16 protein-coding genes are annotated in these 14,425 nt (G+C 66.9%); 9 read left to right on the plus strand and 7 right to left on the minus strand.

What is annotated here, in order from left to right; all coding sequences use genetic code 11:
• Nucleotides 1–133: 133 nt before the first annotated feature.
• On the minus strand, nucleotides 134–583 hold the full coding sequence (locus J0A91_RS21855; RefSeq protein WP_150127026.1) for a hypothetical protein: 450 nt from the start codon (nucleotides 581–583) through the stop codon (nucleotides 134–136).
• A 77-nt stretch (nucleotides 584–660) separates the two neighbouring features.
• On the opposite strand from J0A91_RS21855, the gene J0A91_RS21860 reads away from it, so the two are divergent.
• Nucleotides 661–1,308 (plus strand): YoaK family protein, encoded by a 648-nt coding sequence (locus J0A91_RS21860; protein WP_069206667.1) that lies wholly within the window; start codon nucleotides 661–663, stop codon nucleotides 1,306–1,308.
• 6 nt (nucleotides 1,309–1,314) lie between these two features.
• Here J0A91_RS21860 and J0A91_RS21865 read toward each other — a convergent pair whose 3' ends face one another.
• Nucleotides 1,315–1,635 (minus strand): Rap1a/Tai family immunity protein, encoded by a 321-nt coding sequence (locus J0A91_RS21865; protein ID WP_150127027.1) that lies wholly within the window; start codon nucleotides 1,633–1,635, stop codon nucleotides 1,315–1,317.
• A gap of 102 nt (nucleotides 1,636–1,737) precedes the next feature.
• On the opposite strand from J0A91_RS21865, the gene J0A91_RS21870 reads away from it, so the two are divergent.
• The 6 genes from J0A91_RS21870 to glpX all read left to right on the plus strand — a co-directional run bounded on the left by J0A91_RS21870 (nucleotide 1,738) and on the right by glpX (nucleotide 5,962).
• On the plus strand, nucleotides 1,738–2,130 hold the full coding sequence (locus tag J0A91_RS21870) for a hypothetical protein (protein WP_240502124.1): 393 nt from the start codon (nucleotides 1,738–1,740) through the stop codon (nucleotides 2,128–2,130).
• A gap of 2 nt (nucleotides 2,131–2,132) precedes the next feature.
• Nucleotides 2,133–2,495, plus strand: a complete 363-nt coding sequence (locus J0A91_RS21875) for a hypothetical protein (protein ID WP_083224858.1) — start codon at nucleotides 2,133–2,135, stop codon at nucleotides 2,493–2,495.
• A gap of 77 nt (nucleotides 2,496–2,572) precedes the next feature.
• A complete protein-coding gene (locus tag J0A91_RS21880; protein ID WP_069206669.1) occupies nucleotides 2,573–3,238 on the plus strand; it encodes a pyrimidine 5'-nucleotidase in 666 nt (221 codons plus the stop codon).
• Nucleotides 3,235–4,059: a 2,3,4,5-tetrahydropyridine-2,6-dicarboxylate N-succinyltransferase gene (gene dapD / locus J0A91_RS21885; protein ID WP_069206670.1), complete on the plus strand. Its 825-nt coding sequence runs from the start codon at nucleotides 3,235–3,237 to the stop codon at nucleotides 4,057–4,059. Before J0A91_RS21880 ends, dapD begins: the two co-directional genes overlap by 4 nt.
• Nucleotides 4,059–4,820 carry a glutaminyl-peptide cyclotransferase gene (locus tag J0A91_RS21890; protein ID WP_069206671.1) on the plus strand — a complete coding sequence of 254 codons (762 nt, stop codon included), beginning with the start codon at nucleotides 4,059–4,061 and terminating at the stop codon, nucleotides 4,818–4,820. Before dapD ends, J0A91_RS21890 begins: the two co-directional genes overlap by 1 nt.
• A gap of 176 nt (nucleotides 4,821–4,996) precedes the next feature.
• Nucleotides 4,997–5,962: a class II fructose-bisphosphatase gene (gene glpX, locus J0A91_RS21895; protein WP_069206672.1), complete on the plus strand. Its 966-nt coding sequence runs from the start codon at nucleotides 4,997–4,999 to the stop codon at nucleotides 5,960–5,962.
• 29 nt (nucleotides 5,963–5,991) lie between these two features.
• Here the strand turns inward: glpX and J0A91_RS21900 are convergent, their stop codons facing one another.
• On the minus strand, nucleotides 5,992–6,483 hold the full coding sequence (locus J0A91_RS21900; RefSeq protein ID WP_069206673.1) for a GNAT family N-acetyltransferase: 492 nt from the start codon (nucleotides 6,481–6,483) through the stop codon (nucleotides 5,992–5,994).
• Nucleotides 6,484–6,666: 183 nt separating this feature from the next.
• Here J0A91_RS21900 and J0A91_RS21905 point away from each other — a divergent pair, with 183 nt between their 5' ends.
• The gene (locus tag J0A91_RS21905) at nucleotides 6,667–8,760 is read left to right on the plus strand and encodes an ATP-binding protein (protein WP_083224859.1); all 2,094 of its coding nucleotides are present in this window, start codon (nucleotides 6,667–6,669) and stop codon (nucleotides 8,758–8,760) included.
• Between the two features lie 137 nt (nucleotides 8,761–8,897).
• Complete coding sequence (locus tag J0A91_RS21910; protein ID WP_069207570.1) at nucleotides 8,898–9,689, plus strand: FadR/GntR family transcriptional regulator; 792 nt, start codon at nucleotides 8,898–8,900, stop codon at nucleotides 9,687–9,689.
• A gap of 109 nt (nucleotides 9,690–9,798) precedes the next feature.
• On the opposite strand, the gene gcvPB is transcribed toward J0A91_RS21910, so the two are convergent.
• From gcvPB to gcvT, 4 genes are all read right to left on the minus strand, one after another.
• Nucleotides 9,799–11,373, minus strand: coding sequence for an aminomethyl-transferring glycine dehydrogenase subunit GcvPB (gene gcvPB / locus J0A91_RS21915; protein ID WP_069206674.1), 1,575 nt, complete (start codon nucleotides 11,371–11,373; stop codon nucleotides 9,799–9,801).
• The gene (gene gcvPA / locus J0A91_RS21920; protein WP_069206675.1) at nucleotides 11,370–12,728 is read right to left on the minus strand and encodes an aminomethyl-transferring glycine dehydrogenase subunit GcvPA; all 1,359 of its coding nucleotides are present in this window, start codon (nucleotides 12,726–12,728) and stop codon (nucleotides 11,370–11,372) included. The genes gcvPB and gcvPA overlap by 4 nt, the downstream gene beginning before the upstream one ends.
• Nucleotides 12,729–12,860: 132 nt before the next feature.
• Nucleotides 12,861–13,232 (minus strand): glycine cleavage system protein GcvH, encoded by a 372-nt coding sequence (gcvH, locus tag J0A91_RS21925; protein ID WP_069206676.1) that lies wholly within the window; start codon nucleotides 13,230–13,232, stop codon nucleotides 12,861–12,863.
• 15 nt (nucleotides 13,233–13,247) lie between these two features.
• Nucleotides 13,248–14,408: a glycine cleavage system aminomethyltransferase GcvT gene (gcvT, locus tag J0A91_RS21930; protein ID WP_069207571.1), complete on the minus strand. Its 1,161-nt coding sequence runs from the start codon at nucleotides 14,406–14,408 to the stop codon at nucleotides 13,248–13,250.
• Nucleotides 14,409–14,425: the final 17 nt, after the last annotated feature.

Below are 14,425 nucleotides of genomic sequence, written 5' to 3' on the forward strand. Positions count from 1 at the left end.
CGCGCCCCGCCCGGTGATCGTCATGCCAGCGAAAGCTGCGCATGACCCGCGCTATCCGCGTAGCGCAACGTTTGCGGAAATGGAAAGTTCGCCCCACAAGCGGACCTTCGGCGACTTTGCCGCCTAACTGATGCTATAGCATTGTTAGGGTGGGGGCGGCTTTGGCTGTCACGGACAAACACCCTGCCGCCAAGTAAAAATATGATGTTCCTGCTGTCTTCGCCACCTCCCAGTACGCCAAGTGACCCGCGAAGTGATGCCGCCCTAATTCTTTCAAGTTAGCGACCGTTTGCACTGATTCCACTTTCCCGAACATCACTGCGATGGGTATGCGCTCAGGAGCTTGAGCATCAGGATAGGCTGACATTTTCAATGTCACTGTGCAGCCGATGACGTCGATTGAGACTTCTTCCAAATGCGCATCGTGACCCGACATTTCTTCGTGGTAAAGCATCGAAGCGCCATAACTCAAAAAAGCTAATAGCCGCTTTCCACCAGTTTTCCGCGTTCCGAGGTGCGACGGTTCCGCCTGAAAGCCGATCAACAACGACCGGGAACGATCGAATTTGGCGAGCGGTGGCACGCACACCGGGGCGCCCTGCGTCGGCAGGTCGGCGTGCGGACTGGAAGGGAGCTCGGCATCCGCGCTATGGCGAGGGCATGCGCCGTTACGAACAGCCTCACCGCCTGCTGGCGATCGGACTCGCCGCGCTGGCGGGCTTCGTCGATGCGCTTGGCTTTCTGAAGCTGGGCGGGATGTTCGTGTCTTTCATGAGTGGCAATTCGACCCGGCTCGCGGTCGGCGTCGCGGGCAATGGGCTTCGCAGTCTGTTCGTGGGTGTCGTGATCGCCGCGTTCGTGATCGGTGTGATGCTGGGCGCCACCGTCGGGCGGGTGGCGGGGCGGTGGCGCAAGCAGGCGGTGCTGGGGTTCGTGCTCGCGGAACTGGCCGTTGCGGCTACGGTGGCGTCGCTCGGCGGGGGCATGATCGCCGCGCCGCTGCTGATGGCGAACGCGATGGGGGCGCTCAACGCGGTGTTCCAGCGCGACGGGGAGGTCAGCGTGGGCGTAACCTATATGACCGGAACGCTCGTCAAATTTGGCCAGCATCTCGCCGCCGCGCTGGCCGGTGGCCCGCGCTTCACCTGGGCGCCGTATCTGTTGCTGTGGCTCGGGCTGGTGGCGGGGGCGGTCGCCGGTGCGGCGGTGTTCCCCGCGCTGGGCCTGGGCGCGCTGTGGATCGCGGTGGCGGCGACGGCGGTGTTGCTGGCGGCGACGGTGGCGATCGGGCCGGTGCGGGAAGGCTGACCGGACTCACTTCCGGCAGGGATAGGCCTTCTTGAAGGCGCGCAATACGATGATGCTGCCCTGCCGGTCGCGGTCCGCCGGGTTCTTGTCCATATATTTGACCGTGACCTTGGCGAGTTTCTTGATCGTCGCGTCGGTCGGGATACAGACCTGCCGCACGTTGCGCCGGTTCGCCCATTGCGTGACGGCGATGCCATCGGCCGCGCCCTCGACATAGCGAAGGCATTGCAGGCGCTCGGCCTCGTCGCCCTTGCACAAGGCGTACAGATCCTGCCCGTCCATAAACGTGGCGCTCTCCGCCGCCAGAAGCATCATCAGGCCGATCATGTCACTCTCCTTCCGCGCGCTGTTTGCATATCGCGGGGTGATCCACAATCGAAGCCGGCCGGGGGCTTTGGCGATCGCGGCGATCCGGGGTAGAAGGGCGGCATGACTCGTTCGATGCCATCGCGCTCCGGTGCGCTTCCGATTGCGTTTGCCCTTGTCGCGAGCGTTTGCTGCTGGCCTGCGTTCGCCCAGGCGCCAGCCCCCTCCGCGACCGACCAGCCCGCGCCGCCCTCCAGTGACACGATCCGGCTGAGCGACCGGGAGCGCGATGCGATCCTCGACAGCAACACCATCGAGAGCGCGGCGGCGGCGCGGGGCGAACTCGGCGAGTCGGGCAGTGGTGGACCCGGCATCCACGGCGAAGTCGGCGCGATGATCGGGTCGAACGGCACGCGCGGCGCCTATGGCGTGGCGGCGATCCCGCTCGGCGACAACGCCGGGGCGGTGGTGTCGTTCGAGAGCAGCCAGTTCGGCGGATATCGGCGCAGCCGTTGAGCGTGGCGGCCGAGACACCAACCGCGTGGAACGGCGCGACCGTGCGGACCTGGCTGGAGCGGCGGATCGTCGCGGCGCGAAGCGATCAGGTGCGCGCAGAGCGCGGCGGATACGAATTTCAGGACGATTGCGACAAGGCAGCGGCGGAGGAGATGGTCTGCGCCGCGCTGAAGGGCAAAGCTTCGGTCGATGCGCAGAGCGCGTTCACCGAAGAGTTGCGCGCGTTGCTGGCGCGCGATGACTATATCTGGCGCGGCGTGTATAACGACACGCGGTTCGACCGGCATGTCCGCAGCTACATCCGCAAGCTCGTCAAGATGACCAAGCTCAACAGCGGGTTCGGGAACACCACGCATTATCAGTGAGGGCGGATGCCATGATGCATCCGTTGACCGATCAGGCCACCTTGCTCCCTGCCCCCCCGCCCCCTAGAGCGTCGGCGATGCTGCAGCGCCTCGCTCATGTCCGCAACTGGATCTTCGATCTCGACAACACGCTGTATCCGGCGAGTGCGGACCTGTTCCGCCAGGTCGACGCGAAGATGACCGCCTATATCGCCAACCGTTTCGCGGTCGACACGGCGGAGGCGTACCGGTTGCAGAAGAGCTATTTCCTCGGGCACGGCACCACGCTCGCCGGGTTGATGACCGAGCAAGACGTCGATCCGCACGAGTTCCTCGACTTCGTCCACGATGTCGAAATGGACGTACTGGAGGAGAATGCCCCCCTCGCCGCCGCGATCGCGCGGTTGCCGGGGCGCAAGATCGTCTTCACCAACGGCGACGGGCCCTATGCCGGGCGCGTGCTGGAGCGGCTCGGCCTGTCGGAGAGCTTCGAGGCGATCCACGACATTCATGCGATGGACCTGATCCCCAAACCACAGGCGTCCGCTTACGCAGGGCTGTGCGCGGCGTTCGATCTCGATCCGGCGCAATCGCTGTTCGCCGACGACATGGCGCGCAACCTCGCGCCGGCCAAGGCGATCGGCATGACCACGGTGTGGGTCGATAACGGCTCCGAACAGGGGCATGACGCCGACCGCGCCTTCATCGATTACACCACCCACGACATCACGCACTGGCTGCACGACATTCTGGAGGATCAATGAGCGACGACCTGCAAACGACCATCGAGGCGGCGTGGGACGCGCGTGATACGATCGGGTTCGATACCGGCGCGCCGGTGCGCGATGCGGTCGAAAACGCGCTGGCGTTGCTCGATGCGGGCAAGGCGCGCGTCGCCGAACCGTCCGGGGATGGCTGGGTCGTCAACCAGTGGCTCAAGAAGGCGGTGCTGCTGTCGTTCCGGCTCAACGACAACAGCCTGATCGACGGCGGCGCGGGCGGCGCACCGGCGTTCGACAAGGTGCCCTCCAAGTTCGCCGGCTGGGGCGAGGCCGAATTCCGGGCGGCCGGTTTCCGTGTGGTGCCTGGCGCGGTCGCGCGCCGGGGAAGCTTCATCGCCAAGGGCGCGATCCTGATGCCGAGCTTCGTCAACATCGGCGCGTATGTCGGTGAAGGCACGATGGTCGATACCTGGGCGACGGTGGGGTCCTGCGCGCAGATCGGCAAGAACGTCCATCTGTCGGGCGGCGCCGGGATCGGCGGCGTGCTGGAGCCGCTCCAGGCCGACCCGGTCATCATCGGCGACGGCGCGTTCATCGGCGCGCGATCCGAAGTGGCGGAGGGCGTCCGCGTCGGCGAGGGTGCGGTGCTGTCGATGGGCGTGTACCTCGGTGCATCGACCAAGATCATCGATCGCGCCACCGGCGAAGTGCATATCGGATCGGTTCCGCCCTATGCGGTGGTGGTGCCCGGCACGATCGGTGGCGGAGAGGGCAAGCCCGCCTTGTACTGCGCCGTCATCGTCAAGCGCGTTGACGCGCAGACGCGTTCCAAGACCAGCATCAACGAACTGCTGCGCGACTGATGCGCAGCCTTGGCTTTTTCGCGTTGCTGCTGGTCGTCGTCGCTCCGGCGGCGGCCGATCCGTTGCCACTCGAACCGGCCAAGGTGATCGCCACCTTCCCGCATGACACCGGCGCCTATACCGAGGGCCTGTTCTACCGCGACGGCAGCCTATTCGAAAGCACCGGGATGGAAGGCCGCTCGACGATCCGGCAGGTCGATCTCAAGACCGGCACCGTGCGGCGCAAGGTCTCGATCCCGCCGTCCGAGTTCGGCGAGGGAATCGTCGACTGGGGCGACCAGATCGTCAGCCTGACGTGGAAGGGCGGCCACGGCTATCGCTGGACGCTCGGCGGCTTCAAGCGCGTCGGGACTTTCCGCTATCCCGGCGAGGGCTGGGCGCTGACCAAGGACGCGCACCACATCATCATGTCGGACGGAACGCCGGTGCTGCGCTTACTCGATCCCAAGACGTTGCGCATCGTCAAGCGCGTCACGGTGACGGCGGACGGCAATCCGGTCGAGAACATCAACGAGCTGGAATTTGTCGATGGCGAGATTCTCGCCAACATCTGGATGACCGATCTGATCGCGCGGATCGACCCCACCTCGGGGCATGTGCTCGGCTGGATCGACGTGAGCGCGCTGACCAAGCAGGCCAATGCGGGCGGCGGCGACGCGGTCGCCAACGGCATCGCCTGGGACGCGAAGGCGCGGCGGCTGTTCGTGACGGGCAAGGAATGGCCGGTGCTGTTCGAGATCGCACCGCCGCATACGCGATGATTGGTAACGCTACCGTCGCAGCTTGGCGGCGCGAAGTGTTTCCGGCCTGACACGAAGAATAAAACTCTGAGTAAAAGCTTTCCGCCGGCGTGGCGCAAGAAGACTCCCGCGACGCCTCGACAACGTCACATCCGCTGCCTATCCGCAGAGCACACGTCATCAGGGGAAACCGCCATATGTCGACCGTCAGCAATGTTCTGGACCGCGTCCTCGTCCTCGAAATGGTCCGCGTGACCGAAGCGGCGGCGATCGCCTGCTCGACCCTGATCGGTCACGGTGACGAGAAGGCGGCGGACGCGGCGGCGGTCGACGCGATGCGCACCGCGCTCAACAGCCTCTATATGGACGGCACCGTCGTGATCGGCGAGGGCGAGCGCGACGAGGCACCGATGCTCTACATCGGCGAGAAGGTCGGTTCGGCGATCGGCAAGGGGCCGAAGATCGACATCGCGCTCGATCCACTGGAAGGCACCACGATCTGCGCCACCGCCGGGCCGAACAGCCTCGCCGTGCTGGCGATCGCCGAGGAAGGCGGACTGCTCAACGCGCCCGACGTGTACATGGACAAGATCGCGGTCGGCCCCGGCTATCCCGACAACATCATCGATCTCGACAAGTCGCCGAGCGAGAACGTCAAGGCGGTCGCCGCCGCCAAGGGCGTCGAGCCCTCGAAGATCATGTGCTGCGTGCTCAACCGCCCGCGCCACGAGGCGCTGATCGCAGAATTGCGGTCGCTCGGCTGCGGCGTGATGCTGATCGGCGACGGCGACGTGGCGGGCGTGATCGCGACGACCAACCCCGATACGACGATCGACATCTACATGGGATCGGGCGGCGCGCCCGAGGGTGTGCTGGCGGCGGCGGCGCTCCGCTGCGTCGGCGGTCAGTTCAAGGGCCGGCTGCTGTTCCGCAACGATGACGAGCGCGCGCGCGCTGCGAAGTGGGGCGTGACCGATCTCGACAAGCAGTACGACCTCACCGAACTCGCCAAGGGCGACTGCATCTTCGCCGCGACCGGCGTGACCGACGGCTCGCTGCTCGCGGGCGTGAAGCGCAAGAAGGGCGTGATGACCACCGAGAGCGTGGTGATGCGCGCGTCCTCGGGCACGGTGCGCTGGGTGAAGGGCGAACACCGGATCTGATGTGAGTCCTCCCCGCTCCGCGGGGAGGATCAGACGGTACGCTGGAGGAACAGGACGTCGAGCGAGCGGCCGAATTTCTCGCCGATATCGTGAAGCCGGCCGACTTCGCGGAAGCCGAGTTTTCCGTGCAGCGCGACCGAGGCGGGTTCGGGGCCGCCGATGACCGCGACCATCTCGCGGAAGCCCGCCGCCGGCGCGGCGGCGATCAGCGCGCCGAGCAGGAGCGTGCCGACGCCGGTCCCGCGCGCGTCTTCGGCGATATAGATACTGTCCTCACACGATGCGCGATATGCCGCGCGATCCCGGAACTGCGCGGCGTAGGCGTAGCCGAGCACCTTGCCCTCGCGCTCGGCGACGAGGAAGGGCCAGCCGCGCACGAGGATATCGGCGATCCTGTCGCGCCAGTGCGCTACGCCGGGCGGATCGATATCGAAGGTGCCGGTGCCGTGCAGGACATGGTGCGCGTAGATCGCGGTGACTGCGTCGGCATCGGCTTGGCTTACGGGGCGGATCGTCGTCATGGTCACGCTTTGGCAGAAATGCGGGCGAGATCAAACCGCCCTGCTCCCGCCTCCATCCGCCGCGCCCCGACGCGCGAACGCCGCATCGGACGGCGCCTGTCCTATAAAGCTATGAAGCGAGCGCAAAACCCGTATTTCCGTGCCGCCTACGTGATATAGCGCTCGCGCTAAGGACAGGTCGTCATGATCGACAACAGTATCGAGCCTTTCGAGCCGGCGGCTGGCTGGTTGCGACTGGCGGCGGCGAGCGAACGGCTCGCGACGACTCGCTCGCTCGATGAGGTCGTGGCGGTGCTGCGCGAAACGGCGCGCGCGATCGTCGGCGCGGAGGGTATCGCGGTCGTCATCCGCGAAGAAGACACCTGCTACTACATGGCCGAGGATGCGGTCGGGCCACTGTGGATGGGGAAGCGCTTCCCGATCGAAACCTGCGTGGCGGGCTGGGCGATGCTCCACCGCCAGACCGTCGTCATCCCCGACATCCACACCGACGACCGCATTCCGCAGGGCGTCTACGGCCCGACGTTCGTGCGCAGCCTCGTGATGGCGGCGATCGGCCGGCCGGAACCGATCGCGGCGATCGGCGCCTATTGGTCACGGGCGCGCGAGCCCGACCCGGCGGTCGTCGCGCGGCTCGAGGCGCTCGCCCGATCCGCCGCGATCGCGATCGAGAATGCGCGACTGCTCGACTCGATCCGCGACAGCGAACGCCAGCGCGAGATCGCGCTCGCCGCCGGGCGGATGGGGGTGTGGTCGATCGATCTGCCGAGCCGCACGCTCAAGACTTCGGCGATGTCCCGGATCACCTTCGGGCGCGATCCCGACGAGGATTTCTCCTTCGCCGCGTTACGCACGGCGGTCCACCCGGACGACCGCGAACGCGTGTTCGCGACGATTTCGGAAAGCATCGCCAACGCCAATGACTGCGATCTCGAACATCGGGTGGTGACGACCGCGGGTGAGACGTGCTGGATCGCGATTCGCGCGCAGCCGACCTATGCGGCGGATGGGACGCCCCTGATGCTCGCCGGCGTGTCGGTCGATATCACCCCGCGCAAGCGGATGGAGGAGGCGCTGCGCGACGCCGCCGCCACGTTCGAACATCTCGTCGTCGAGCGTACGCGCGAACTGGTCCACACGCAGGAGGCGCTGCGCCAGTCGCAGAAGCTGGAGGCGATGGGTCAGCTCACCGGCGGCGTCGCGCATGATTTCAACAATCTGCTGACCCCGATCATCGGCAGCCTCGACCTGCTGCAACGCCGTGCGGTGGGCGGCGAGCGCGAGCAACGCCTGATCTCGGGCGCGCTCGAATCGGCTGATCGCGCCAAGACCCTGGTGCAGCGGCTGCTCGCCTTCGCGCGCCGCCAGCCGCTCAATCCCGGTGCGATCGACATCGTCACGCTGCTGATCGAGATGAGCACGCTGATCGGCACCACGATCGGGCCGCAAATCGCGCTGCACCTCGATATCGCCGACGATTTGCCGCTTGCGCACGCGGACGCCAACCAGGTCGAAATGGCGATTCTCAACCTCGCGGTGAACGCGCGCGACGCGATGCCCGATGGCGGCGCGCTGACAATCGCCGCGAAGCTCGACAATGCCGGGGCCGAGCACCGTGCCGGCCTGAACGAAGGGCGGTACATCCTGCTGTCGGTCGCGGACACCGGCACCGGCATGGACAAGGAGACTTGCGCGCGCGCGATCGAGCCGTTCTTCTCGACCAAGGGCGTGGGGCGCGGCACCGGGCTCGGCCTGTCGATGGCGCACGGCCTCGCGCTCCAGCTCGGCGGTGCGCTCGCGGTCACCAGCACGGTCGGCGCGGGCACGCTGATCGAGCTGTGGTTGCCGGTATCCGACGTTGCGGTGCTTGCGGTCGCCACGCCGGTCGAGGAAACGCCGCTGCAACGGTCGGGCACCGCGCTACTGGTCGATGACGAGGATCTGGTGCGCGCGGCGACCGCCGACATGCTCGGCGAACTGGGATTCGCGGTGATCGAGGCGCGGTCTGGCGAGGAGGCGCTGATGCTGTTGGACGCGCATTCCGGCATCGACATTCTCGTCACCGATCACATCATGCCGCAGATGACCGGCGCCGAACTGGCGCACGCCGCAATGTCGCGCCGCCCCGATCTGCGCGTGCTGGTCGTGTCTGGCTATTCCGATGCCGGTGGCCTGTCGCCCGAACTACCGCGGCTGGAGAAGCCCTTCCGACAAGCCGATCTCGCGACGCATATCGCTGCGGTGATGCACATGCCGCTAACGCCACCGTGCGCGTGATTGGTCAATCCGATCGCGGCGCCTGATCGCGCGATTGGAAAGAACCCCCGAGACAGAACCGGTTCGGATATGGCAGGAAGCGCCGGTGGCGCGCCAAATCGCAAGGGGTGCGGGCGGCCGCCGCAGCGGAGTGGGGAATGAAGGCCGGAAGCGAAACACAGGTCGAAGGTTCGGGCGAGGGTCGCGACCGGCTGTACCAGCAGCTCGCGCGCAAATTGTTCGAGGATCTGGCGTCGGGTCGCTATGCGATCGGCGACCGGCTGCCGGCAGAACGCGACCTCGCAATCGAACATGGCGTCAGCCGCCCGACCGTGCGTGAGGCGATCATCGCGCTCGAGGTGCAGGGCTTCGTCGAGGTTCGGATCGGCGCGGGCGCCTATGTACGCCGCATTCCCGGCACGGCGGAGACCCCCGGCTTCCATGTCACCGGCTTCGAACTGATGGAGGCGCGGATCGCGATCGAGGGCGAGGCGGCGGCGCTGGCGGCGGTGCAGATCACCGATACCGAACTCGACCTGCTCGACGAATTGGTCGAGCGGATCGACCAGCTCAACCGGATGAACGCCAATCCCGACGACGCCGACGAAACCGACCGCGAGTTCCACCAGGTGATCGCGCGGGCAACGCGCAACGCGGCGATGATCAACACCGTCGAGCAGATGTGGCATCTGCGCGCGAGCTCCCCCGATATCGCGCTGCTGCTCGCCAAGGCGCGCGCCGCCAAGGTGAAGCCGGTCGTCGAGGAGCATCGCGTGATCGCCGAGGCGCTCCGCTCGCGCGATCCCGCGCAGGCGCGCGCGGCGATGCGCGCGCATATCGCGGCGGTGCTCGACCATCTGCTGTTCGCGACCGAAGAGGCGGCTGTCGCCGAGGCGCGGCGCGCGGCGCAGACCACGCGCGAGCGGTTCAGCCGGTTGAGCGGGCTCTAAAGCCCCAACTCGCGATTCGACTTCCATCGGTTCGCACTGAGCGAAGCGAAAGCATTTGCTTCGACTTCGCTCAGCATGAACGGGAGTGGATGGCGAGCGTCGGGTGCGGCTATTCCGCCGCTTGCGCGAGCGCCGCGTCCTTCCACACCAGCACCGGCTTGCGCGCCGCCTGCGTCTCGTCAAGGCGGCTGCGGGGCGCGAAATGGGGTGCGGTCTTGAGGCTGATGTCGCCCGTCTTCGCGCGTTCGGCCACCGAGCGCAGCGCGGCGACGAACTGGTCGATACCGGCCTTGCTCTCGGTTTCGGTCGGTTCGACCAGCATCGCGCCGTGGACGACGAGCGGGAAATAGACCGTCATCGGGTGGAAGCCCTCGTCGATCAGCCCCTTGGCCACGTCGAGCGTCGAGAAGCCTTCGGGGAAGCCATCGTCCGAGAACAAAGCCTCGTGCATGCACGGCCCCGATGCCGCGAAGGGCGCGGACAGTGTGCCCTCCAGGCTGCGCAGGATGTAATTGGCGTTGAGCACGGCATCCTCGGCGACTTGCTTCAGGCCATCCGCGCCGTGGCTGAGGATGTAGGTGAGCGCGCGCGTGAACATGCCCATCTGGCCGTGGAACGCGACCATCCGGCCGAAACTCTGCGGGTGATCGTCACCAGCGGTCTCTTCCTCGACCAGCGCGAAATGGCCGTCGGCGTGCTTGGCGACGAACGGCAGCGGGCCGAACGGCGACAATGCTTCGGACAGCACCACCGGCCCCGAGCCGGGGCCGCCGCCGCCGTGCGGGGTCGAGAAGGTCTTGTGCAGGTTGATGTGCATCGCGTCGATGCCGAGATCGCCGGGGCGAACCTTGCCGACGATCGCGTTGAAGTTGGCGCCGTCGCAATAGACGAAGGCACCGACCGCGTGGACCGCGTCCGAGATCGTCTTCATGTCGCGTTCGAACAGGCCGCAGGTGTTGGGGTTGGTGATCATCACCGCAGCAACATCCGGGCCGAGCCGGGCGATCAGCGCGGCGCTGTCGACTCGGCCTGCGTCGGTGGCGGGGATGTTCTCGACCGTGTAGCCGGCGAACGCGGCGGTCGCCGGGTTGGTGCCGTGCGCGCTTTCGGGAACGAGGATGACCTTGCGGTGCCCCTCGCCCTTCGCTTCCAGCGCGGCCTTGATCGCGAGGATGCCACAAAGCTCGCCGTGCGCGCCCGCCTTGGGGCTCATCGCGACGCCGTGCATGCCGGTGAGCGTGATGAGCCACACCGCGAGTTCCTGGATGACGCCAAGCGCGCCCTGCACGGTGTCGACCGGCTGGAGCGGGTGAACGTCGGCGAAGCCGGGCAGCCGTGCGATCTTCTCGTTGAGGCGCGGATTGTGCTTCATCGTACACGAACCGAGCGGGAACAGCCCGAGGTCGATCGCGTAATTCTGCCGGCTGAGGCGGGTGTAATGCCGCATCGCCTCCGGCTCGGACAGGCCGGGCAGGCCAATCGCGGTGGTGCGTTCGAGAGTGCCGAGGCGCGGCTTGCCGGCGGGCGGCTCGGCGAGATCGACGCCGGTGGTGAGCGTCGAGCCGACCTCGAAGATCAGCGGCTCTTCGAGCATCAGCGCGCGGTTGCCGGTGACGGTGGCGGGCGCTGCGTTGGCGGCGGTCTCAGGACGCTCGGGGCGCCAGCCGGCGGGATTGATGCTCATGCCAGTTCCTCCGCGAGCGCCTGGGCCAGCGCTTCGACATCGTCTTCGGTGGTGGTTTCGGTGACGGCGACGACGAGGCCGTTCGCCAGCGCCCCCTCGCCCGGATAGAGCCGCCCGAGCGACACGCCGGCAAGAATGCCGCGATCGGCGAGCGCGCGCACGACGGGCCGCGCTTCCTTGGCTAACTTCAACGTGAACTCATTGAAGAAGCTGGTGTTGACCAGTTCGACGCCGGGCACTTCGGCGAGCCGGTCGGCCGCCGAAGCGGCACCGAGATGGTTGAGATCGGCGAGCCGCCGCAGCCCGGCTTCGCCCAGCAACGTCATGTGCGCCGACATCGCCAGCGCGCACAGCACCGAGGAGGTGCAGATGTTCGACGTCGCCTTTTCGCGGCGGATGTGCTGCTCGCGGGTGGAGAGCGTCAGCACGAAGCCGCGCTTGCCCTCGGCATCGACGGTCTCGCCGCATAGGCGGCCGGGCATCTGGCGGACATATTTGTCCTTGCAGCCGAACAGGCCGACATACGGCCCGCCGAACTGGAGCCCGACGCCGAGCGACTGGCCCTCGCCGACGACGATATCCGCGTCCATCTCGCCGGGCGAGCGGATCGCGCCCAAGGCGACCGGCTCGGTGACGACCGCGACGAGCAGCGCCTTGTTGGCGTGGCACGCCTCGGCGAGCGCCGAGAGATCGGCGATACGGCCGAGAATGTCGGGATATTGAACGACCACGCACGATGTCTCGCCGTCGATCTTGGCGATCAGCGAGTCGATGCCGAAATCGTCATCGAGCGTCGGCGCCGCGGTATCGAGTGCGTCGCCGGTGTATTTCGCCATCGTCTTCGCGACCGAGACGTAATGCCGGTGAAGGCCCGGCGAGAGGATCGCCTTGGCGCGCTTGGTGATGCGCCGCGCCATGCCGATCGCTTCCCAGCACGCGGTCGAGCCGTCGTACATAGAGGCGTTGGCGACATCGGTGCCGAGCAGCCGCGCGACCTGAGTCTGGAACTCGAACATCACCTGCAACGTGCCCTGCGCGATCTCGGGCTGGTACGGCGTATAGGCGGTTAGGAATTCGCCGCGCTGGATGATGTGATCGACGCTCGCCGGCACGTGATGCCGGTACGCGCCGCAGCCGAGGAAGAACGGCACCTGCCCCGCCACCGTGTTGCGCGCGGCGAGCGCGCTCATGTGGCGTTCGACCGCCATTTCGCTGGCGTGCATCGGCAGGCCGGCGATCGGCCCCGACAGGCGCGCGGCCTCGGGCACGTCGACGAACAGGTCATCGATCGAGGACGCGCCGACGACGCTGAGCATCGCCTGGCGATCGGGGTCGGTTAACGGCAGGTAGCGCATTCTGGCAATCTCCCCCCTCCCTGCAAGGGAGGGGTCGGGGGTGGGTTGGCCTGCGAGGGACGGTCACGCCAGCCTACTGGCCGACCCACCCCAACCCCTCCCTTGCAGGGAGGGGCTTATCTTTCGGCGCGGTTACTGCTTCGCGACGAACGCCGCGTAAGCCGTTTCATCCATCAGGCTGGACAGTTCGGAAGGGTCGCTCAGCGTCAGCTTGAAGAACCAGCCCTGCCCTTCGGCATCCTCGTTGACGAGCGCCGGATTGTCGGCGAGCGCGGGATTGCCTTCGGTCACGGTGCCGGACACCGGCGCGTACACGTCGGACGCGGCCTTGACGCTCTCGACCACGGCGGCGTCGCCGCCCTTGGTCAGCGCCTTGCCGGCCTCGGGCACATCGACGAACACGATGTCGCCGAGTTGTCCTTGCGCGAATTCGGAGATGCCGACCGTGCCGGTATCGCCCTCGACATCGACCCACTCATGATCTTCGGTGAAATAGCGGCTCATGGCACGGGCCTCCTGTTAGCGGACGTAGCGGTGGGGAACGAACGGCATCGCGGTGACGGTCGCGTGATGGACCTTGCCGCGCTGCGAAAGCTGGATTCGGGTGCCGGTTGCGGCGAGCGCGGCGGGCACATAGGCCATCGCGATCGGCGCATTGAGGCTGGGCGCGAACCCGCCCGAGGTCACGCGGCCGACTTCGCCGCCAGCCGCGTCGAGCACGGCGGCGCCTTCGCGCACCGGCTGGCGACCTTCGACGCGCAAGCCGACGCGCTTGACCGCAGGGCCGCCCTCGCGCTCGGCGAGGATGCGGGTCGCGCCGGGGAAACTGGCTTCCTCGCGGCGGCGCTTAGACAGCGCGAAGCCAAGATCGGCGACCACCGGCGTGATCGTCTCGTCGAGATCATGGCCGTAGAGCGGCAAACCCGCCTCCAGCCGCAGCGAATCGCGCGCGCCGAGGCCGATCGGCTTGACCTCGGGCTGAGCGCACAGCGCGTCGGCGAGCGCCTCGACATATTCGCCGTCGATCGAAATCTCGAAACCGTCCTCGCCGGTATAGCCCGAACGGCCGATCCACAGCGGCTTGCCGTCCCATTCGAACGGCGCGGCGGTCATGAAAACCAGATCGCGCACGCCCGGCACCAGCCGCGCGAGCGCATCGACCGCCTTCGGCCCTTGGAGCGCGAGCAGCGCCTGATCTTCCATGTGGTTGATGAGCACGTCCTCGGGCAGTTTATCGAGGAAATAGGCGATATCATCGAACTTGGTCGCGCCGTTGACGACCATGTACAGGCCCTGCACGTCGAACGGGTTTTCGTCGGGCAGCCGCGTGACCATCAGATCGTCGAGGATCCCGCCGTCCTCGGCGAGCAGCAGCGAGTAGCGCTGGCGGCCGGGCTTCAACCCGGCGATGTCGCCCGGCAGGACGCTTTCGAGCGCGCCGTCGAGATCGGCGCCATCCTCGGTGCGGAACAAAAGCTGGCCCATGTGGCTGACGTCGAACAGCCCCGCCGAGTCGCGCACCCACAGATGCTCGGGCATCACGCCTTCATACTGGACGGGCATATGATAGCCGGCGAACTCGACCATGCGGCCACCGCGCGCGCGGTGCCACGCGTCGAGCGGCAGCGAGAGGATGGCGGGTTCTTCGCCGGTATCGTCGATCAAATCTGCTTCGCTCATACCGGTCTCCATGCATA

Origin of the sequence: Sphingomonas panacis, from assembly GCF_001717955.1 — a bacterium.
Taxonomy (GTDB): domain Bacteria; phylum Pseudomonadota; class Alphaproteobacteria; order Sphingomonadales; family Sphingomonadaceae; genus Sphingomonas; species Sphingomonas panacis.